15 protein-coding genes and 1 riboswitch are annotated in these 20,088 nt (G+C 69.1%); of the genes, 7 read left to right on the forward strand and 8 right to left on the reverse strand.

Annotated elements, in window-relative coordinates; all coding sequences use genetic code 11:
* The first annotated feature begins 1 nt into the window (after position 1).
* Positions 2–1,948 (forward strand): TIGR03960 family B12-binding radical SAM protein, encoded by a 1,947-nt coding sequence (locus tag J7D54_RS05390; RefSeq protein ID WP_182764600.1) that lies wholly within the window; start codon positions 2–4, stop codon positions 1,946–1,948.
* A gap of 33 nt (positions 1,949–1,981) precedes the next feature.
* Here J7D54_RS05390 and J7D54_RS05395 read toward each other — a convergent pair whose 3' ends face one another.
* A complete protein-coding gene (locus tag J7D54_RS05395) occupies positions 1,982–2,740 on the reverse strand; it encodes an alpha/beta fold hydrolase (protein WP_182764361.1) in 759 nt (252 codons plus the stop codon).
* A gap of 62 nt (positions 2,741–2,802) precedes the next feature.
* Here J7D54_RS05395 and J7D54_RS05400 point away from each other — a divergent pair, with 62 nt between their 5' ends.
* Complete coding sequence (locus J7D54_RS05400; protein ID WP_245244153.1) at positions 2,803–4,305, forward strand: DUF1846 domain-containing protein; 1,503 nt, start codon at positions 2,803–2,805, stop codon at positions 4,303–4,305.
* Positions 4,306–4,319: 14 nt separating this feature from the next.
* Here J7D54_RS05400 and J7D54_RS05405 read toward each other — a convergent pair whose 3' ends face one another.
* The 6 genes from J7D54_RS05405 to J7D54_RS05430 all read right to left on the reverse strand — a co-directional run bounded on the left by J7D54_RS05405 (position 4,320) and on the right by J7D54_RS05430 (position 10,664).
* On the reverse strand, positions 4,320–5,147 hold the full coding sequence (locus J7D54_RS05405) for a glycosyltransferase family 2 protein (RefSeq protein WP_182764598.1): 828 nt from the start codon (positions 5,145–5,147) through the stop codon (positions 4,320–4,322).
* Positions 5,147–6,121 carry a glycosyltransferase gene (locus J7D54_RS05410; RefSeq protein WP_182764360.1) on the reverse strand — a complete coding sequence of 325 codons (975 nt, stop codon included), beginning with the start codon at positions 6,119–6,121 and terminating at the stop codon, positions 5,147–5,149. The genes J7D54_RS05405 and J7D54_RS05410 overlap by 1 nt, the downstream gene beginning before the upstream one ends.
* Positions 6,118–7,161, reverse strand: a complete 1,044-nt coding sequence (locus tag J7D54_RS05415) for a glycosyltransferase (RefSeq protein ID WP_182764359.1) — start codon at positions 7,159–7,161, stop codon at positions 6,118–6,120. Before J7D54_RS05415 ends, J7D54_RS05410 begins: the two co-directional genes overlap by 4 nt.
* On the reverse strand, positions 7,158–8,198 hold the full coding sequence (locus tag J7D54_RS05420; RefSeq protein ID WP_182764358.1) for a glycosyltransferase family 1 protein: 1,041 nt from the start codon (positions 8,196–8,198) through the stop codon (positions 7,158–7,160). Before J7D54_RS05420 ends, J7D54_RS05415 begins: the two co-directional genes overlap by 4 nt.
* A 73-nt stretch (positions 8,199–8,271) precedes the next feature.
* Positions 8,272–9,459, reverse strand: coding sequence for an MFS transporter (locus J7D54_RS05425; protein ID WP_182764357.1), 1,188 nt, complete (start codon positions 9,457–9,459; stop codon positions 8,272–8,274).
* Complete coding sequence (locus tag J7D54_RS05430) at positions 9,456–10,664, reverse strand: AGE family epimerase/isomerase (RefSeq protein WP_245244155.1); 1,209 nt, start codon at positions 10,662–10,664, stop codon at positions 9,456–9,458. Before J7D54_RS05430 ends, J7D54_RS05425 begins: the two co-directional genes overlap by 4 nt.
* A 19-nt stretch (positions 10,665–10,683) precedes the next feature.
* On the opposite strand from J7D54_RS05430, the gene J7D54_RS05435 reads away from it, so the two are divergent.
* From J7D54_RS05435 to rpmB, 5 genes are all read left to right on the forward strand, one after another.
* Complete coding sequence (locus J7D54_RS05435; protein ID WP_182764355.1) at positions 10,684–11,388, forward strand: TIGR03936 family radical SAM-associated protein; 705 nt, start codon at positions 10,684–10,686, stop codon at positions 11,386–11,388.
* A 202-nt stretch (positions 11,389–11,590) separates the two neighbouring features.
* Positions 11,591–14,626, forward strand: a complete 3,036-nt coding sequence (locus J7D54_RS05440) for an Rne/Rng family ribonuclease (protein WP_220486369.1) — start codon at positions 11,591–11,593, stop codon at positions 14,624–14,626.
* Positions 14,627–14,714: 88 nt separating this feature from the next.
* Positions 14,715–14,907: riboswitch (cobalamin riboswitch) on the forward strand.
* 94 nt (positions 14,908–15,001) lie between these two features.
* Complete coding sequence (locus tag J7D54_RS05445) at positions 15,002–17,521, forward strand: ribonucleoside-diphosphate reductase subunit alpha (RefSeq protein ID WP_182764354.1); 2,520 nt, start codon at positions 15,002–15,004, stop codon at positions 17,519–17,521.
* 28 nt (positions 17,522–17,549) lie between these two features.
* Positions 17,550–18,542 carry a ribonucleotide-diphosphate reductase subunit beta gene (locus J7D54_RS05450; RefSeq protein ID WP_182764353.1) on the forward strand — a complete coding sequence of 331 codons (993 nt, stop codon included), beginning with the start codon at positions 17,550–17,552 and terminating at the stop codon, positions 18,540–18,542.
* A gap of 95 nt (positions 18,543–18,637) precedes the next feature.
* Complete coding sequence (rpmB, locus tag J7D54_RS05455) at positions 18,638–18,823, forward strand: 50S ribosomal protein L28 (protein WP_076062379.1); 186 nt, start codon at positions 18,638–18,640, stop codon at positions 18,821–18,823.
* A gap of 49 nt (positions 18,824–18,872) precedes the next feature.
* Here the strand turns inward: rpmB and J7D54_RS05460 are convergent, their stop codons facing one another.
* Positions 18,873–20,072 carry an MFS transporter gene (locus tag J7D54_RS05460; RefSeq protein ID WP_209455216.1) on the reverse strand — a complete coding sequence of 400 codons (1,200 nt, stop codon included), beginning with the start codon at positions 20,070–20,072 and terminating at the stop codon, positions 18,873–18,875.
* Positions 20,073–20,088 lie beyond the last annotated feature (16 nt).

The following is a 20,088-nucleotide window of genomic DNA, read 5'->3' on the forward strand; positions in this document are numbered from 1 at the left end:
GATGCCCACTCTGCCCACGCACTCGGTGTTCGACCGCCTCGAGCCGCTGCTGGCGAGCGTCAGCAAGCCCATCCAGTACGTGGGCGGTGAACACAACTCCGTCGTGAAGGACTGGGACAGCGTCAGCGTGCGCTGGTGCCTCTCCTACCCGGACGCCTACGAGGTGGGCCAGCCCAACCAGGGCGTGGCCATCCTCTACGAGATCCTCAACGAACGCGACTGGATCCTCGCGGAACGCACCTACTCCGTCTGGCCGGACATGGAGAAGGTGCTGCGCGACAACCACATCCCGCAGTTCACGCTCGACGCCCACCGCCCCGTCGGCATGTTCGACCTGCTGGGCGTCTCGTTCTCCACGGAGCTGGGTTACACGAACCTGCTCAACCTCATCGACCTGTCCGGCCTCACGCTGCACGCCGACCAGCGCGGTGAGTACGAGCCGCTCGTCGTGGCCGGCGGGCACGCGGCATTCAACCCGGAACCGATCGCGGACTTCATCGACGTCGCGGTGCTCGGCGACGGCGAGGAGGCCTCGCTGCACATCTCCGACATCGTGCGGGAGTGGAAGGCCGAGGGCCGCGAAGGCGGCCGCGACGGGCTGCTGCTGCGCCTGGCCATGACCGGCGCGTTCTACGTGCCCAAGTTCTACGACGTCGACTACCTCGACGACGGGCGCATCCAACGCGTCGCCCCGAACCGGCCCGAGGTGCCGTTCCAGGTGCGCAAGCACACGCTCATGGATCTCGACGCGTGGCCCTATCCCAAGAAGCCCATCGTCCCCATGGCGGAGACAGTTCACGAGCGCTACTCCGTGGAGATCTTCCGCGGCTGCACCAGGGGCTGCCGCTTCTGCCAGGCCGGCATGATCACGCGCCCCGTCCGCGAACGCAGCATCGAGACCATCGGCGCCATGGTGGAGGGCGGCCTCAAGGCCACCGGTCTGGAGGAGATCGGGCTGCTGTCGCTGTCGTCGGCGGACCACTCGGAGATCGCTGAAGTCACCCGCCAGTTGGCGGACCGGTACGAGGGCAGCAACGTCTCGCTCTCGCTCCCGTCCACCCGCGTGGACGCGTTCAACATCGACCTCGCCAACGAACTCTCGCGCAACGGTCGGCGCTCCGGCCTCACGTTCGCGCCCGAGGGCGGCTCGGAGCGCATGCGCAAGGTCATCAACAAGATGGTCAGCGAGGAGGACCTGATCAACACGGTCGCCGCCGCCTTCTCTTCCGGCTGGCGCCAGGTCAAGCTCTATTTCATGTGCGGGCTGCCCACGGAGACCGACGAGGACGTGCTGGCCATCGCAGACCTCGCGCGCCGCGTCATCGAGACCGGCCGCCAGGCGTCCGGTACCAAGGACATCCGCTGCACCGTCTCGATCGGCGGCTTCGTTCCGAAGGCACACACGCCCTTCCAGTGGGCCGGTCAGGCGAGCTCCGAGACCATCAACAGCCGGCTGATGCTCCTGAAGGAGACCATCAAGCAGGACCGCAACTACGGCCGCGCGATCGGTCTTCGCTACCACGAGGGCGAGCCGGGTGTGGTCGAGGGGCTGCTGTCGCGCGGCGACCGCCGCATCGGACGCGTCATCGAGCGCGTCTGGCGCGAGGGCGGCAAGTTCGACGGCTGGAGCGAGCATTTCTCCTACGAGCGCTGGGTCTCCTCGGCCAGCGAGGAGCTGGCGAAGTTCGGCATCGACCTGGAGTGGTACACCCAGCGGGAACGAAGCTACGAAGAGGTTCTCCCGTGGGACCACCTGGACGCCGGCTTGGACCGTGACTGGCTCTGGGAGGACTGGCAGGACGCGCTGGACGGCCGCGAGGTCGAGGACTGCCGCTGGACCCCGTGCTTCGACTGCGGCGTGTGCCCGCAGCTGGACACCGAGATCCAGATCGGCCCCACCGGCAAGGTGCTGCTGCCGCTCACCGTCGCCAAGCCCAACCTGGCCTGACCCCCGCCGGCCCGCCCCGGGTCGTCGGGTGGTTCAGCCCACGTGCAGGAACGCCTCTACGAGCTCGTAGAAGGCTTCGGGGCGGTCGCGGCGGATGCAGTGCCCGGCGCCCGGTACCTCCACCACCCGCACCAGGTCGTTGTGGATCTTCGCGGGATCAGGGGCCATCTCGCCGTTGACGGGCACCAGGATCAGCGTCGGCACGCTCAGCCCGGTGAACATCTCCTCCCAGGCGGTGGCGCCCAGGTAGAGACCCCGTCGGAGGTATTCACGGTCGACACGGGCCTTCGATTCCGCCCACGGCTTCAGCTCGGTGTCCGTCCACGGCGTCTCCTGCAGCATGCGGGTGACCTCGCCGTCGGGGTCGTCCGTCACCGTCTCCACGAAGGCGAGCTGCTGGCGCGCGAACTCCCGCTCCGCCGCATCCCAGTGCGGGGCGGGCTTGGCCGGGTCCTCCAGCACGAGGGCGCGCACGAGCTCCGGATACGCCTGCGCGACGCGGGCGGCGACCAACCCGCCGAGCGAATGCCCCACGACCAATGCCGGCCGGCCCAGCCCGCGCAGCACGTCTGCCACGTCGTCGCGCAGCACTTCGGGGACGCGGCCCAACTCCTCGTCGGTGAAGCGGGGGGAGCGGCCGTGCCCGCGCTGGTCGACGGCGAGGATCCGGAAGTCTGATTCCCAGCGGGCGACGGCATCCGGCCAGCAGGTGCCGTCGTCGGTCAGGCCGTGGACGAGGACGAGCGGTGGGGCTGTGGGGTCGCCGTGTTCGTGGACGTTGAGCTGCGCCATGACAGGAACCTACCCCCTTCCGGTCAGGGCTGGGAGGTCCACAGCGTGTAGGCTGGCGGTCCGTGGCTCAGAGCATTCGTAAACCCGGATTCGACCGTCAGAAGTACCTCGATCTCCAGTCGGAGCACATCGACCAGCGACGCAAGCGCTTCGGCGGGAAGCTCTACCTCGAGTTCGGCGGCAAGCTCTTCGACGACCACCACGCGGCGCGGGTCCTGCCCGGCTTCACCCCGGACAACAAGATCGAGATGCTCAACACCATCGCCGACGAGGTCGAGATCGTCATGGTCATCTCCTCCCACGACCTCATCCGCAACAAGGTGCGCGCCGACATCGGCATCACCTACGAGGCCGACGTGCTGCGGCTCATCGACGAGTTCCGCACCTACGGGCTCTACGTCGGCTCCGTGGTCATCACGCAGATGGCCGACGACCACCGCCAGGCCCGCAACTTCAAGCGCAAGCTGGAGCGGCTGGGTCTCAAGGTGTACCGCCACTACCCGATCAAGGGCTATCCCAACGACATCCCGCTGATCGTGAGCGAGAACGGCTACGGCCGCAACGAGTACATCGAGACCACCCGCGACGTCGTCGTGGTCACCGCCCCGGGCCCGGGCAGCGGCAAGATGGCCACCTGTCTCTCCCAGCTCTACCACGACCACAAGCGCGGTATCGCCTCCGGCTACGCCAAGTACGAGACCTTCCCCATCTGGAACCTGCCGCTGGACCACCCGGTCAACATGGCCTACGAGGCGGCCACGGCAGACCTTGACGACGTCAACATGATCGACCCCTTCCACCTCGCCGCGTACGGCGAGCAGGTCGTCAACTACAACCGCGACGTCGAGTCCTTCCCTGTACTGAAGCTCCTCTTCGAGCAGTTGACGGGGGAGAGCCCCTACCAGTCACCCACGGACATGGGCGTCAACATGGCGGGCGTCTGCATCTCCGACGACGAGGTGTGCCGCGAGGCCTCGAAGCAGGAGGTGCTGCGGCGCTACTTCAAGGCGCTCGTGGCCGAACGCCGCGACGAGTCCGAACCCCACCAGTCGGACCGCATCGCCCTGATCATGTCCACCCTCGGCATCACGCGCGACGACCGCCCCGTCGTCGGGCCGGCGCTCGAACTGGAGAAGCGCACCAAGGGCCCGGCCGCCGCCATCCAGCTTCCCGATGGCACCGTCGTCACGGGCAAGACCTCGGCGCTGCTCGGGGCCAGTTCCGCCATGCTGCTCAATGCGCTGAAGATGCTCGCCGGCCTCCCCGATGAGGTGCGCCTCCTCGACCCGGAGACCATCGAGCCCATCCAGACCCTCAAGACCCGTCACCTGGGCAGCGCCAACCCGCGCCTCCACACCGACGAGGTGCTCATCGCGTTGTCCGTCGGCGCCCGCTTCGACGAGAACGCCCGCCGGGCGCTGGCCGAACTGCAGCAGCTGCGCGGCTGCGACGTGCACGCCTCCGTCATCCTCGGCCCGGTGGACGAGTCCATCTTCCGCAACCTCGGGGTGCATGTCACCTGCGAGCCGGTCTACCAGAGCAAGAAGCTGTACAAGAAGGGCTGACGGCTGGGACGCGCTCAGGGCGTGCCCGGCGCCCAGCCCTCCTCGGTCCGGAGTAGGTGGCCGGACTGCTCCATCGCCTCCAGCCAGCCCGGCATGGGGTACTCGCCCCAGATGGAATGGAACAGGTTCGCGTTGCGGGCGATCGCAGCCGCGTGCTCGACGGGTGGGCTGCTCGACGGGTGCCACTGGTGGAACGCCCCGGCCCCGCGGATCCACCACAGGTGGCCTCCGGCCACGGCCAGCCGGCGGCCGAAGTCGGTGTCCTCGCCGCCGTAGCCCACGTAGCGTTCGTCGAAACCGCCGATGCGGTGCCAGTCGGTGATGCTGGTGGCGATGTTGAGCGACCACAACAGGTTCACATCGGCCGCCAGCAGGTCGTCGGTCTCCGGCACCGTCCGGGCGGGATGGTCGCGCCCGACCTCCGCGAGCCGTTCCGGGGTGTAGTCGTCCCCCCTGAGTCCCTCCGGGAGATACCTCACCCGTCCGGTCACCACTGAGGGGCCGGGCTGCGTGGCGGCGTCACGCAGACGGGAGGTGTAGTCGGCCACGAATCCCGGTTCCGGAAGGCAGTCCACATCCAGCAGCGCCACCATCGTCGCCCCCGCCTCCCCGGCTGCGGCCACCCCGCGGTTGCGGGCACCGGCCAGGGGTAGTTCGCCGTCGGCCGGCAGCTCGACGAGCACCGTCCGCTCCCTGCCGCCGATCAGGCCTGCGATGGCGGGGTCGCCCATCGCCACCACGACGTGGACGAGGGGCCGGGGATCGAGCGCCTCGATCCAGCGCAGCTGACGGCCGAGGTGGTCGTGGCGTCCGTGCGCGATGGTGACGATGGCGAGCTCCATCACGGGACCCCGTCCGCGAGCGCGGCTATCGCGGCGGCGGCCCGGGCGGCCCCGTCGCGGGTGGTCCAGCGGTGCCAACCGCAGGACTCTGCGGCCTCGTCGAGGAGACCCGGCCACTCACGGGCACCCGGCCACTGCGGCAGTGCGACGCAGCACCGCAGGCTCCCCAACGCCTCGACGGTGCCCAGCTGCTCGTCGAACGGCCTGGGCTGGGCGACCACCACCGCGGGGCGACCGGCCGCGGCCACCTCCGCCACGGCGTTCTGCCCGGCATGCGTGACGACGACGTCTGCCCACTCGAGGTCCGCCCAGACGTCTGGGGAGCCCGCCCGTCCGGGGCTGCGGACCTTCCACTCCCAGCCGGGGGTGGCCGCCTCTGCGGCGCGGAGGTCGTCGTCGGTAACGCCGGTGCCGCCGGCGCCCCACACCACCAGCACGCGGCGTCGGCTGCGGGTCAGGGGCGGCGGCACGCGGTCGTCGAAGCGGGAGATGGCGCCGACATACCGGGTCTTCCGGCGCCACCGGAGGGGCCATGTGGGTTCCGGCGCGCTCTCGGGCCAGGGTGCGATCAGCAGGGAGGCCGAATCGTAGGCGGCCTCATGCGGGCGGTCCCTGCGGTCGCCTCGCATGCCCATGACCACGGTGCGTACCCCCATGAGACGGGACAGGAGCGCCACCTCCGCCGAGACGTCCACGACCATCACGGACACGTCGCCGCGGAGCCGCTCGGCGATCAGCGCCAGCCGCTCGCGGTGCCCGGCGTGGTCGAGCGGAGCCCAGTGGAACACGCCGCCGGCCGTCGGGTCCGCAGGTTCGTCCGCGATGTCCCGGGGGAGCTGGACCCACGCTCCGGGCCAGCCGTCGGGGGTGGGCATGGATCCGAAGCCCAGTACCTCGCGCCCGAGTTGGCGTGCGATCTGGGTGCCTCGCGTGGCGTGTCCCAACCCCTGGTGGTGCACGTACCAGCCGATCATGTGAGCTCCTCGTACAGGGCGACGTAGTGGTCGACCATGGCGTCGAGGCCGCAGGCCACCTCTGCATGGCGGCGCACCTCCGCGCGGTCCATTCCGATTACCCGGGCCAGGGCGACGGCCGCCTCCTCCGGGCTCGCGGACGGGTCGACGCACTCCCCACCCGGCGGGCGCACGATCTCCGGCAACCCGCCGCGGGCCAGTGCCAGCACCGGCGTGCCGCACGCCATGGCCTCGGCTGCCACCAACCCGTAGGGCTCGTCCCATTCGGGGGTGACCAGGCACGCGGCCGACGATCCGACGAGCGTGGGCAGCGCGTAGGGCCCGAGGTGGCCCTCGTAGCTGACGTCGTCGCCCAGGAGCGGCTGGAGCGCGGAGCGGAAGTACGCCACGTCGACGATGGGGCCGGCGATCCGCAGCCGACGCCCCAGGTGGCGCGCGATCAGGACGGCGCGGTGGGGAGCCTTCTCCGGGGCGATCCGCCCGGTCCATACGAGATCGTCGCCGCCGGGGCCCGGCAGCCAGACGGAGAGGTCGATGCCGTTGTGGATGACCTGGGCGGCGGTGAACCCGGCCCATCGCTCGGACACCCAGTGCGACACCGCCACAGTCCTGGCCCGTGGCGTGAGGCGCAGGGCCGGTTCTAGCCAGGGATGCGGTGGGGTGTGCAGTGTCGTGATGAGAGGCTGGGGGATCGAATCGGACAACACGATCGGCAGGTAGTGCAGCGAGTTGTTGTGCACGACGTCGATGTCGGGGCGACCCGCGAGCGTGCGCAGCGCGTGGGCGTAGGCGATGGTGGCGGTGACCTGCGACTCCGGTGGCATCGCGATGTCGCCGCGCGCGTCGTCGCTGAGGGCGAACCGGGCGACGGGGAGTTCCTCGCAGTCCAGCGTCAGGTCGCTGCCCGGTCCCGCGAACAGCACGACCTCGAGGCCACGGTCCCGAAGCCCCTTCGCCAGGTGCCAGGTGAACGATTCCAGGCCGCCTGCGAACGGGGCCGAGATGGGGAACCGGTCGTTGGCGAGGATCGCGACCTTCACGTTCGCACGCGGGCCATGGCCCGCCGGTAGATGTCTGCATGGCAGCCCGCGAGGAACTGTCGCTCAGCGTGGCGCTCGTCCGGATCGGCCCGCCAGGGTGCGGCATCCGGCAGCGCGTCGAGTGCCGCGGCGATGTCGGCGACGCTGGGGCCGTCGTCGCCCACGCGGTAACCGAAGATGCCGGGATGCTGGTCGTGGTAGTGGCCCAGGAGCGGCGCCATGACGTGGGTGCCGACGTCGTAGCAGGCCTCCAACCACCCGGAATGGGTGCCGAACCGGTAGGGGAGCACCGACAGGTCCAGGCTGAGGAAGTAGGCCCAGAGTTCGTCGTCGGAGTAGTAGTCGTGCACGTGGACCGTGACGCCGTCCTTCCCCATCAGCCCCTTCAGGTAGGCGGCCACCTCGGCGTCGTGGTGGTACTCGCCGGGGGTCATGACGTCGGTGTGGACGTCGATCACCAGCTCCATCCTGCGGGCAGGGACTTCCCGCTCCAGGATGGCGAGGATGGGCAGCGGGTCGATGGAGGCGCGCAGGCTCTTGAGATGGACCCCGACGCGGGGCCGGGCGTGCTGCTGCCTGGGGCGGTGCAGGGTGTCCGGGTCCACGACGTGGGGATGCGGCAGCACCGTCGCCTCGCGGTCCCACCGCCGGCGGATCTCCTGGGCCGCCCCCGCGGTGAGCGTGATCAGCTCCGCTGCGGCCGGGATCAGCACATCGAGCGCCTCGTCGTGCGCCAACCGGTCGAGGTGGTGCGGGTTGCGCAGGTCGTGGACCGTGTAGACCAGCGGCTTGTCGTTGCGGTCGAGCGCCTCGAGGACGTCGGTCAGGTCCCGTGTGGAGAGGGCGTCGAAGCCGAAGTGGATGTGGAACACATCGAAGCTCTCAGCATTCTGGTCGATCCACTGGGGCGAGAGCAGGGCCGAGGGCCACGCCTTCCCGCCCGGATCTGGGAGCCGCACGACGTCGTGGCCGTTGCAGGGGTCAGCCAGATGCCTGACGTATACGTGCCCCTCAGGAACAGATGCGACTCTGATCAAATCGATCCCCCTTCGTCCACGCCGTGCCCCTATTGGAACGCTTGCCGTACCGGGCGCGCCACCCCCTTGGGGGTTAGTGCGGACGGGGGAGCTGGTCCTCGATGATCCGGGGCTGGCAGGCGTACAGACCGGCGATGGTCATCGGGACGGCCAACCCCAACTGCAGCATGATGGGAGGGGTCCAGGAGTCGAACAACGTGTAGAGGATGCCGAAGCTGAGCGGGCCGAGGGTGGCGATGGTGTAGCCCACTGACTGGGCGAAGCCGCTGAGCGCCGCCGTGGCCGCGGGGGAATGTGCCCGGGTGCCGAACAGCGCCAGGACGAGCGGGAACGACGCAGTGCCCAGGGCCATGGCGACGGACCAAAGGACGGGCGCGGCGAGCGGCGCGTTCAGCAGCCCGAGGTAGCCGGTGATGAGGAAGGCCATCAGGCACAGGAAGAGGGCGCTGGGGTTGCGCGTGCGGGCGACGTAGGCCGGGATGAGGAAGGCCGGGACGATTCCGACGCCGGTGGCGATGCCGAGCATGTAGCCCGCCGTCGTCTGGTCCATGCCCGCCGTGCGGAAGATGGTGGGCAGCCAGCCGAACACCGAGTAGGCCTGCGCCGATTGGACGCCGAACATGATGGCGAGCGCCCAGCCCAGCCTGGTACGCGAAATGGCCGCGAGCGTGATGTCGGGCTCGCCGCCCTTCTTCGGCCGCCCGGCGGCGATCGCGAGCGGCAGCCAGCACAGCAGGGAGGCGAAGGCGATGACCACACCGGCCGCGAGGGAGGCGCGCCAGCCCCCGAAGGCATGGGCCATGGGGACGGTGGCGGTGCTGGCCAGCGTCACGCCGATGGTCAGGGTGAGGGAGTACAGGGCCGTGGCCGTCCCCACCTGGTGGGGGTAGTGTCGGCGCACCAGCGAGGGCAGCAACACGTTCGCCTGCGCCATGCCCGCCAGCGCCAAGGTGGAGAACGCCAGGAATGCGGCTGAGTCATCGACCAGCAGCCGGCCCGCCTGCCCCAAGATCAGGGCGATGAGCGCGACCAGGATCGAGCGGTGCGCCCCGATGCGGCGGGCGATCCAGGGGGCCATGGCGCCGAAGATCGCGAAGCAGAGGGTGGGAAGCGACGTGAGCAGACCGGCGGTGAAGCCGTCGAGGCCGATGTCGCGGCTGATCTCGGTCAGGACCGGTCCGACCGAGACCGCGACGGGGCGCAGATTGAACGCCAGGGCCAGCAGCGCGATCAGCGGCCACCAGCGGCGGAGCGCGCTCAAACGAGCTGCCGTTGGGCCAACGCCATGGCCATCTGCGGTGCGAGGGGGAGGCGGGGGATCAGCGTCGCCTGGAGGGCGTGGTAGATGTCCGGTTTGCCGGGCCACACCGACGTGGCGACGCGGAGCCCGCCGTCGAGCTGATGGTGCCACGAGCCGTGCTCGGGGTCGAGGAAGTGTTCCGCCACATGGTCCCACCAGCGTGAGTAGTCCGCGGCGTAGCGCTTGTCGCCGGTGCGGTGGAACAGGGCGGCCGCCGCACCGATGGCTTCGGCAGCGACCCAGTGCAGCCGGTCCGTCGTGACGGGGGTGCCGTCCCAGCCTGTGGTGTAGACGAAGCCCTCGGCCCCGTCGCGGCCCCAGCCGTCCGTGACCGCCCGGTTGTAGAGGTGCTGGGCGGCGTCGAGCCAGGTGCCGTCGGTGTTGTTCGTGGCCGCCTCGAGGTGGAGGAACAGGCGGGCCCATTCGAGCCCGTGGCCGATGGTGGCGCCGTAGGGCCGGAACCGGTCCTCGGGCTGCGCCTCGTTGTACTCCAGCTGCGGCTGCCAGGTGTCGTCGTAGTGCTCCGGCAGGCGCCAGTCGTGGACGGCGGCCTGGTGGCGGGCGAACGAGGCGATGCGCTCGGCCCGTTCCAGCCAACGCTGGTCCCAGGTGGCGTCGGCGGCGGCGAGCATGGCCTCCACGGTGTGCATGTTCGCGTTGATCCCGCGGTAGGGATCCACCGATGACCAGTCCGGCTCGGCGGCATCTGCCACCATGCCGTGCGCCTCGTCCCAGAAGCGTTCGTCGAGGACGGCCAGGGCGTTGTCGAGCAGTTCGCGACCCCCGGGCAGTCCGGCGACGGTGGCGGAGGAGCCGGCCAGCACCACGAACGCGTGGTCGTAGGCCTGCTTGCCGCCGTCCCTGGCGGAGGTGTGGAACCATCCGCCGTGCCGCTCATCATGGAGGGCGCCGGTGAGCCCGCTCATCGCGCGGATGGCGAGGGGCCGCGAACCGGGGACCCCCATCAGGTGGCCGAGCGAGTACACGTGCACCATGCGGCAGGTCACCCAGGTCTCGATGGGTCTGGTCGGGTCCGGGACGCCCCGGGCGTCCAGGTAGGCCGCGCCCTGTCCGGCGACCGGCGCGGCGGACCCGAACGCCAGGAGCCGCTCGGTTTCCTGCTGCAGCCAGGCACGATGAGTGGGGGCGGTCAGCCAGTCAGTCATGGCGCATACACTACGCCCCATGAGTACTCGCCAACCGCCTGTACAGCAGCCGCCACCGGAGCAGAAACTGCGCCTGCGTTACGCCAAGCGCGGCCCCGCGCGTTTCACGTCCCACCGCGACTTCGGGCGCGCCCTGGAGCGGGCCATCCGCAGGGCGGACCTCCCCATGGCGTACTCATCCGGTTTCAACCCGCACCCGCGCATCTCCTACGCCAGCCCGTCGCCCACCTCCGCGTCGTCGGAGGCGGAGTACGTGGAACTCGGGCTCAGCGAGGCCTGTGATCCGGCGAAGGTGGTCGGGGCGCTCAACGAGGTACTGCCCCAAGGCTTCGAGATGCTCGATGCCGCGGTGGCGGTCAAGGAGTCGCTGGGGGACCTCCTGCAAGCCTCGGACTGGGAGATCCGGCTCAACTGCGACCCAAGTGCGCTGAGCGCCGCCGTGGCGGAGCTGCTCAGCCGCGAGCACCTCACCGTCGAGCGCATGACCAAACGCGGCATGCGCGCGTTCGACGTGCGGGAGGCCATCATCTCGCTCGAGGTCGTCGACGATGGAGTGTTGCGCCTGCGCTCCCACATCGGCACTCCGCTGGTGCGGCCCGACGACGTGGTGGCCGCGCTGCGCACCATCGACGAGACGATCCCCAGCGAGATGTTGCTCAATCGGCTCAGCCAGGGGCCACTCAAAGAAGGCGACATCGGGGACCCCCTGCGTCCGCACAACTGACGACACGTACAACCGGTGCGACGGTTTCTCGTGATGTGTGGAAGAATGAGCGAAGGTCATGGCGCCGCCCGGTGCCACCCTGAGGCAGTGAGACTGCACCGCGGCACAATTCTTCCGCGACTGCTCGCTGGCTTCAGAGGATCACAGTCTTACGGCACAGTCCGCTGTGCCCGGTCCGCGCCCAGTGCGCGTAAGGAGCCGCATGCTCACATCAGAGAACAATGATCAAGTGACGCCGGACAGCGCCACCCCCGCCCCGACGCAGCGCCGCCGTCGCGCCGCCTCCCGCCCCGCTGGTGCCCCCAAAGTCGCCGCGGAAGCGCAGGTCGAGGCCCCGGCCGCCGCCCCCCAGAGCACCCCCGCCCAGAGCACCACCCGCCGGGCCACTCCTGATGCCACCCCCGCCCCGGCCGCTTCCGAGCCGGCCGCTGACGCGGCCGTCCCCGAGACAACGAGCGAAGCCCCCGCCGAGGATCTGGCGCCCAAGCGTCGCCGGGCCTCGACGAAGCCCGCCACCCGCACCACCACCACGCGTCGTCGCAAGGTCGACGTGGAGCCGAAGGCCGAGGGCAGTGAGCCTGCGGAATCGCCCCAGGCCGAGGCCGCCCAGCCCGAGGTGGCCCAGCCCGAGGCGCAGGCCGCCGCGCCCGTCGCCGAGAAGCGCCCCACCCGTCGCCGCGCCACCCGCAGCACCGCGGCCGCAGCCCCCTCAGAGGTCCAAGGCTCGCCCGCAGAGACCACCACCGAAGCCGTCGAGTCCGCACCCGAACCCCAGCCCGTGCAGGCCGAGGCACCGGCACCCGTCGAGGCGCCGGCCGAGTCCGCCCAGCCCGCCCGTCGTCGGCGCGCCACCCGCAAGGCGGCAGCCCCCGAAGCTGCGCCCGCCCCGGAGGCTGCCGGCACGCCCGAGGCTGCCGCCGAACCCGAACCGCAGCGCGAGCCCGCTGCCCTGGGCCGTGGACGCCAGTCACGCGCCCTCGGTCGCCGTGCTGAGGCGCGGGCCATCGAGAGCACCCCGGCCCCTGAGGTCGCCGAGGAGGCTGAGGCACCCAAGGAAGAGGCTGCTCCGCGTGAGGAGATCCTCCGCGAGGAGACCCCCAGCGAAGAGACCGCCCGCGAAGAGACCGCGCCCAGGGGGCGCCGTCGTCGCGTGAGCCGCCCGGCCGCAGCGCCTGAGCGTCGCGGCACCGCCGCAGATCCCGACGAAGACCCCATCGCCGCCGCGCTCCGTGCGGCCGAGGAGATCGCAGAGGCCCGCAAGGCTGTGCTGAGCGACCCCTTCATGACCGCCGCCGCCCGCGACGCGCAGCTCGCCGCCCTGGCCGGCGCGATCGCGGCAGATTCGGCGCTGGCCGAAACCGCCGACGACGAGGCTGAGGACGAGGACGACGGGGAAACCGTCGACACCGACATTGACACCGACGCGGACGAGTCCGATTCCGAGACCCAGGACGACGAAACCTCGGACGACGATTCCGACGACGATTCCGACGAGGAATCCGATGAAGACTCGGCGGACGACGACCGTCCCACGCGTCGCCGCCGTCGCAGGGGGGGCCGTCGCCGCCGTCGTGGTGGCCGCGCTGATTCCGAGGGCGACGACGACTCGTCCGAGGAGTCGGACGACGATGACAACGACTCTGCTGATTCGGACGAGCACGCCGACAGCCCGGAGTCTGCCGACGATGCCGATGGCGAAGGCGTCACAGTACGCCGTCGTCGCCGTCGCCGCCGTCGCAACGGAGAATCCTCCGGTGAGGGCGGCCACGACGACGAGGTGACCGGCATCGAGGGCTCGACCCGCATGGAGGCCAAGCGGCAGCGCCGCAAGGAGTCCCGCGCCGCAGGCCGTCGCCGCGCCCCCATCCTCAGCGAGGCCGAGTTCCTGGCCCGCCGCGAACAGGTGGACCGCAAGCTCGTGATCCGCCAGTCGGAGGACTACACGCAGCTGGCCGTCATCGAGGACGGCATCCTCGTGGAGCACTACGTGGACAAGGCCTCGGCCGCGTCGCTCATCGGCAACGTCTACGTCGGCAAGGTCCAGAACGTCCTGCCCAGCATGGAGGCCGCGTTCATTGACATCGGCCGTGGCCGCAACGCCGTGCTCTACGCCGGCGAGGTGGACTGGGACGCCTTCCAGGTCAGCGGCGAGAACCGCAAGGTCGAGAACGTCCTGAAGTCCGGCCAGTCCGTTCTGGTGCAGGTCACCAAGGATCCGGTCGGAGCGAAGGGTGCGCGCCTCACCGGCCACATCTCCCTGCCGGGCCGCTACATCGTGTACTCGCCGGGTGGCCACCTCTCCGGCATCTCGCGCAAGCTGCCGGACACCGAGCGCAACCGCCTGCGCGGCATCCTCAGCTCGCTGATCTCCGACAACGAGTCGGTTATCGTGCGCACCGCCGCCGAGGGCATTCCGGAGGACGAGCTCGTCCGCGACGTGAACCGCCTGAAGGCGCAGTGGGAGGTCATCGAGAAGGCGTCCAAGAAGGGCAGTGCCCCGCAGGCGCTGTATTCGGAGCCGGACCTGACGCTGCGGATCGTGCGTGACCTCTTCACCGAAGACTTCGGCCAGCTCATCGTCCAGGGCGACGGTGGCCCGGAGGACTCCTACGACGCCATCGCGGCCTACGTGTCACACGTGGCCCCGCACCTGGCTGAGCGCCTCGAGCGCTTCGAGGTGGGGGATGACGGCAAGGACATCTTCGCGAAGTTCAAGATCGACGAGCAGATCGCCAAGGCGCTCGATCGCAAGGTGTTCCTCCCCTCGGGTGGCTCGCTCGTCATCGACCGCACCGAGGCCATGACTGTCATCGACGTGAACACCGGCCGCTTCACCGGCGCCGGGGGCAATCTCGAGGCCACGGTCACCAGCAACAACCTGGAGGCTGCGGAAGAGATCGTGCGCCAACTGCGGCTGCGTGACCTGGGCGGCATGATCGTCATCGACTTCATCGACATGGTGTTGCCCAGCAACCGTGACCTCCTGCTGCGCAGGCTCGTCGAGTGCCTGAGCCGTGACCGGACGCGGCATCAGGTCTCGGAGGTCACCAGCCTGGGTCTGGTGCAGCTCACGCGCAAGCGCATCGGCACCGGTCTGCAGGAAGCCTTCACCGAGCCGTGCGAGCATTGCGACGGCGCCGGGTACCACCGCTTCGAAGAGCCGGTGGATTCGCAGGCGCCGTCCGACGGTGGCGAGCGCAAGGGCGGCAACCGCCGACGCGGCGGCCGCGGCCGCTGATCAGGCCCTGAAGGGGCGGGTGACGATGTGTCACCCGCCCCTTTCGCATTCCCAATATATGGTGTTTACATCCGTGTGATTCACCAGATATGGTTGCGGCAACGCAAGGTTCCGCCAACCCCAGGGTTGTCGGCTAAGAGGGAATCCGGTGCAAATCCGGAACTGTCCCGCAGCGGTAAGTGAGAACGACCGCCGTCATCAGCACTGGGTGATCCCCCGGGAAGCGACGGCCAGTAGGTGGCTCGCGAGTCCGAAGACCTGCCTGCGTGGCCCCGCATCCGCGGGGTCCGGTTCGAGAGCCGCGTGGAAACGGCCCGTACGCAGGATCGTGTTTCGCGCATTCTCGAACTCCCCATCGAGTGCGAGGAAACACCCATGTACATCCGTGTGCGTAAACGTGACGGCTCCCTGGTTCCCTATGACGGCGCCGAAGTCGCCGCCTCCATCTCCGACGCCGCTCGCGGCCTCGACGACGACCTCACGCGGGCGGTCCAGCTCCGCTCCGAGGTGGAGATCACCCTCTTCGACCAGATCACCACCGAAGAACTCGACGAGGCCGTGATCCAGGTGGCCCTGGCCAATGTCAAGGACGACCCCGCCTTCGACACCATCGCTGCCAGGTTGCTGGTCAAGCACATCTACAAGCTGGTTTTCGGCGACACCCACGACCTGTTCGGCGACGGCGGCCCGGAGACCATCCGCCAACTCCACGTTGCACACTTCGCCCCGACGATCGCCAAGGCTGTCGGGAGCGGGCTGCTGGATACCCGGCTCGTCGAGCTGTTCGATCTAGAGGCGCTGGCTCTCGCCCTGCGCCCCGAGCGCGACGACCTGCTGCGCCACATCGGGGTGACCACCATGCGCAACCGCTACCTCTTGACCGGCGAGCACCGTCGCCTGCTCGAGGTGCCGCAGTTCTTCTGGATGCGCGTGGCGATGGGGCTGAGCCTGAACGAGGCAGACCCCACTGCCGTGGCGCTGGAGCTGTACCAGGCGATGAGCCAGCTGCGCTACCTCGCTGCCGGCTCCACCCTGGCCAATGCCGGCACCAGCTACGCACAGCTGTCCAACTGCTTCGTGATGCAGATGGAGGACGAGATCGAACACATCGGCAAGTCTGTGCGCGACGTGATGTGGCTGACGAAGGGCACCGGCGGCATCGGGTTGTCGGTGTCGAAGCTGCGCTGCGAGGGGTCCCCGATTCGGTCAAACCAGACGACCTCCACGGGCCCCATCCCGTTCATGCACACCATCGACTCGACGCTGCGGGCGGTGTCGCGCGGCGGGAAGAAGTTCGGCGCGCTGTGCTTCTACATGGAGAACTGGCACCTCGACTTCGCCCAGTTCCTCGACCTGAAGCAGAACCCGGGGGACCCGTACCGCCGCGTCCGCACCGCCAACACCGCCGTGTGGATCAGTGACGAGTTCATGAAGCGGGTGGCCGACGACGCCGACTGGTACCTGTTCGACCCGCTGGACACGCCGGACCTCGTCGAGCTCTACGGTGCCGCGTTCTCCGCCCGCTACGGCGAGTACGTCGCGATGGCGGAGGCGGGCGAGCTGCGCCGTTTCCGGAAGATCGGGGCGCGGGAGCAGTACCGCCAGATCCTGGTGACCCTCCAGACGACCTCCCACCCCTGGCTCACGTGGAAGGACACCATCAACACCCGCGCCCTGAACAACAACACCGGCACCATCCACCTGTCCAACCTCTGCACCGAGATCTGCCTGCCGCAGGACGCCGACAACATCGCGGTGTGCAACCTGGCGTCGGTCAACCTCGCGCGACACCTCGTGGGGCGCGGGTTCGACTGGAACAGGCTGGCTGCCACCGTGCGCACGGCGGTGCGGCAGCTGGACAACCTGGTCGACATCACCATCTCGTCGGTCAGCGAGGCGGAGCGTGCCAACCGCGACAACCGCGCCGTCGGGCTGGGCGTGATGGGCTTCACGGATGTGCTCGAGAAACTGGGCCACGCCTACGACTCGACGGCCGCCTATGAGCTCATCGACGAGGTGATGGAGTTCATCAGCTGGCACGCCATCGACGCCTCCTGTGACCTGTCCCGCGAGCGCGGCCCGTACCGTAACTTCGTGGGCTCCCGCTGGTCGCAGGGCTGGGTGCCGATCGACTCGCTCGACGCGCTCGAGGAGGACAGGGGGGTGCGCGTCGACGTGGACCGGACGCAACGCCTCGACTGGGATGCGTTGCGGGTCAAGGTCCGCGGGGGCATCCGCAACGCAACGCTACTGGCGATCGCGCCCACCGCCTCCATCGGGCTGGTCGCGGGCACCACCCCCGGCATCGACCCCCAGTTCTCGCAGTTGTTCAGCCGGGCCACCTCGTCGGGCAAGTTCCTGGAGGTCAACCGCAACCTCGTGGACGACCTCAAGGCCCTGGGCCTGTGGGAGGAGGTGCGCGACGACCTCCTGCGCAGCCAGGGCGACCTCAGCGTGCTGCCCACGGTGCCGGCCCACCTGAAGGCCACCTACCGCACGAGCTTCCAGGTGGACCCGGCGGCCTACGTGCAGGTGGCGGCCCGCGCGCAGAAGTGGATCGACCAGGCCATCAGCCGCAACATCTACCTCGCCGACCGTGACGTGGCGACCATGGAGGACCTCTACCGACTCGCGTGGCGGATGGGTGTGAAGACCACCTACTACCTGCACATGATGCCCCGCCACACCGCGGAGCAGAGCACGGTCAGGATCAACAAGGCGGCCGAACTGGCCGGTGCCGGGGGAGCGCCGCGCCGTGGCTTCGGTGCCGCCCGCCCGGCGGTTGCGGCCGTGGACGTGGCGGTGGCCCGTCCCGCCGTCGAGATCGACATCGTCGACGGGGCCGCCTGCCCCGTGGACCCTCAGGAGCGCCTCCAGTGCGACTCCTGCCAGTGACGACCCCACTCCCACGAAGGACACACCCATGAGCATCCTCGGCACCGGCATCCAGGACGGGCTCCTGTTGAAGCCCGTCACCTACCCCTGGGCCTACGACCTGTACAACCAGGCCGTGGCCAACACCTGGTTCCCCAACGAGATCCAGTTGGGGGAGGACCTGGCCGACTTCCACCGCATGAGCGACGACGAGCGCCATGCCCTGACCCACCTGATGAGCTACTTCAACCCCAACGAACTCCTGGTGAACAAGGCGCTGGCGTTCGGCGTCTACCCCTACGTCAACGCGGCCGAGGCGCATCTCTACCTGGCCAAGCAGATGTGGGAGGAGGCCAACCACTGCATGGCGTTCGAGTACGTGCTGGAGACGTTCCCCGTCGACAGGGAGGCGGCCTACGAGTCGCATGTGAGCGTGCCGTCGATGGCCGCCAAGGAGGAGTTCGAAGTGCGCTACATCCGGCGCATGACGCAGGACACCCTCGACATCTCGACGGTGGCCGGCAAGCAGGATTTCGTCCGCAACCTGGTGGCCTACAACGTGATCCTCGAGGGCATCTGGTTCTATTCCGGGTTCATGGTGGCCCTGTCGTTCAGGCAGCGCAACCTGCTGCGCAACTTCGGCTCGCTGATCGACTGGATCGTGCGCGACGAGTCGCTCCACCTCAAGTTCGGCATCAATCTGATCCTGACCGTGCTCGAGGAGAACCCCGAGATCGCGACGGAGGAGTTCGCGGCGGAGATCCGGGAGATGATCCTGTCGGCAGTGGACCTGGAGGTCGCCTACAACCGAGACCTGCTCCCGCGCGGCATCCTGGGGCTGAACGCCGAGCTGGTCAACGACTACGTGCGCTACCTCACGGATCGACGGTTGGAGGAGCTCGGCTTCGCGCCCGAGTATCATGTGCCCAACCCCGCAAAGTGGATGGCCACGGCCAACGACACCCTGCAGTTGGTGAACTTCTTCGAAGCCACCAACACGTCCTACGAGGTCAATGCGATGGCCACCGGACGGCACAGCTGAACCGCTCCCCGGTTTGGCGAATCTGTCCGCAACGGGTTAACATTGTGCGGTTGCCTTTTTGAAGGTACCCCTAACGAACCAACAAGGAGATTCCAGTGGCTGCCAAGTGTGAAGTTTGCGCCAAGGGACCCGGCTTCGGTCACAACAAGCCCTGGTCGAAGAAGAAGACCAACCGTCGCTGGAACCCGAACATTCAGCGCGTCCGCGCCACCGTGAATGGTGCCGCTATGCGTGTCAACGTCTGCACCTCCTGCCTGAAGGCCGGTAAGGTCGCGCGCTGAGCTGAGACAATCTGACAACCGGCGGTCCGCTGAGCGGGCCGCCGGTTCTCTATTGCCTCCGCCTGCCGGGCAGTCCGATGACGCGTGCCCACGCGGCCATCCACGCGGCGCCGGCCCCGGCCACCGCGGCGACGCTGAACATCGCCACCGGCAGGGACGCTGCTGCGAGCAGCCCTGAGATCAGGAGCGGCCCACCCAGCGCCCCGCCCTGACTGAACATCGCCCAGATGCTCAGGAACTTGGCGCGCCCCCTCGCCGGTGAGAGGTCTGCGCCGATCGTCATGTTGATGCCCGCGCCCAGTCCGTTGCCGACGCTCATGACGACCACTGCCGCGATGAAGCCGAACGACGTGGGCCACAGCGCCGCGAGCGCGAAGCCGGAACCGTAGATGACCAGGCACACCACCAGGGTGAAGGCCCTGCCCATCGCGTCCTTGACGTAGCCGCCAGGCATCATCAACAGCAGTTCGATGCCGGATCCCATCGCGACGAGGAACGAGATCTGCGCCTCGTTCCAGCCGAGGTGGACGCCCCACAGGGCGATGAGGATGGGCTGCGCGATGCGGGCCACGGTCAGGGTGGTCATCGCGATGCCGGCCAGGTTCACTGCCGCCCACCGCACGCCGACGGTGGCCTCGTCCTGCTGGTGCGCCGCCCTGTTGCGCTGGACCTGGGCATCGAAGTCGCGGTTGAGCCTCTTGATGTACAACATGCCCGTGGCCACCACCGCCATGACGGAGCCCAGGACGAAGACCGACCACAGGGGGAGCCACAGCAGCAGGAGAGCGCCGCACAACGGGCCGACGAGGTTGCCGGCCCTCATGGTGCCGCCCAGTGCCGTCATGGCGAGGCCACGCTGGGCCTCCGGGACCGTCTCCGCCAGTACCGCCTGGCGCGCCAGGTTCCACGCGACGGCGGCGGGCGTCTGGAGCACGAGCGCGCCCACGAACAGCGCCAGGGAGAACGACGACGGGTAGGCCAGCGCCACCACGCTGACGCCGAAGAGGACCGCCGAGGAGATCGTGGCGAGCGTCATGGCCCTCTTGTCGCCCACCTTGTCGATGACGGCCCCCACCGGCACGGTGACGATGAGCGCGACCGCGCCGAACAGCGCCATGGTGGCGCTGGCGAACGACTCCGAAGCGCCGAGCTGGAGCAGGGCCAGCACCATGACGGGGAGCATCGCGCCCGCGCCGACCGCGAACAGGAAGGACGGCATGAGGACCGGCCAGAAGATCAGGCGGTACATGATGGCCGATCGTACT

The sequence above is a fragment of the Tessaracoccus sp. MC1865 genome, assembly GCF_017815535.1.
GTDB lineage: Bacteria > Actinomycetota > Actinomycetes > Propionibacteriales > Propionibacteriaceae > Arachnia.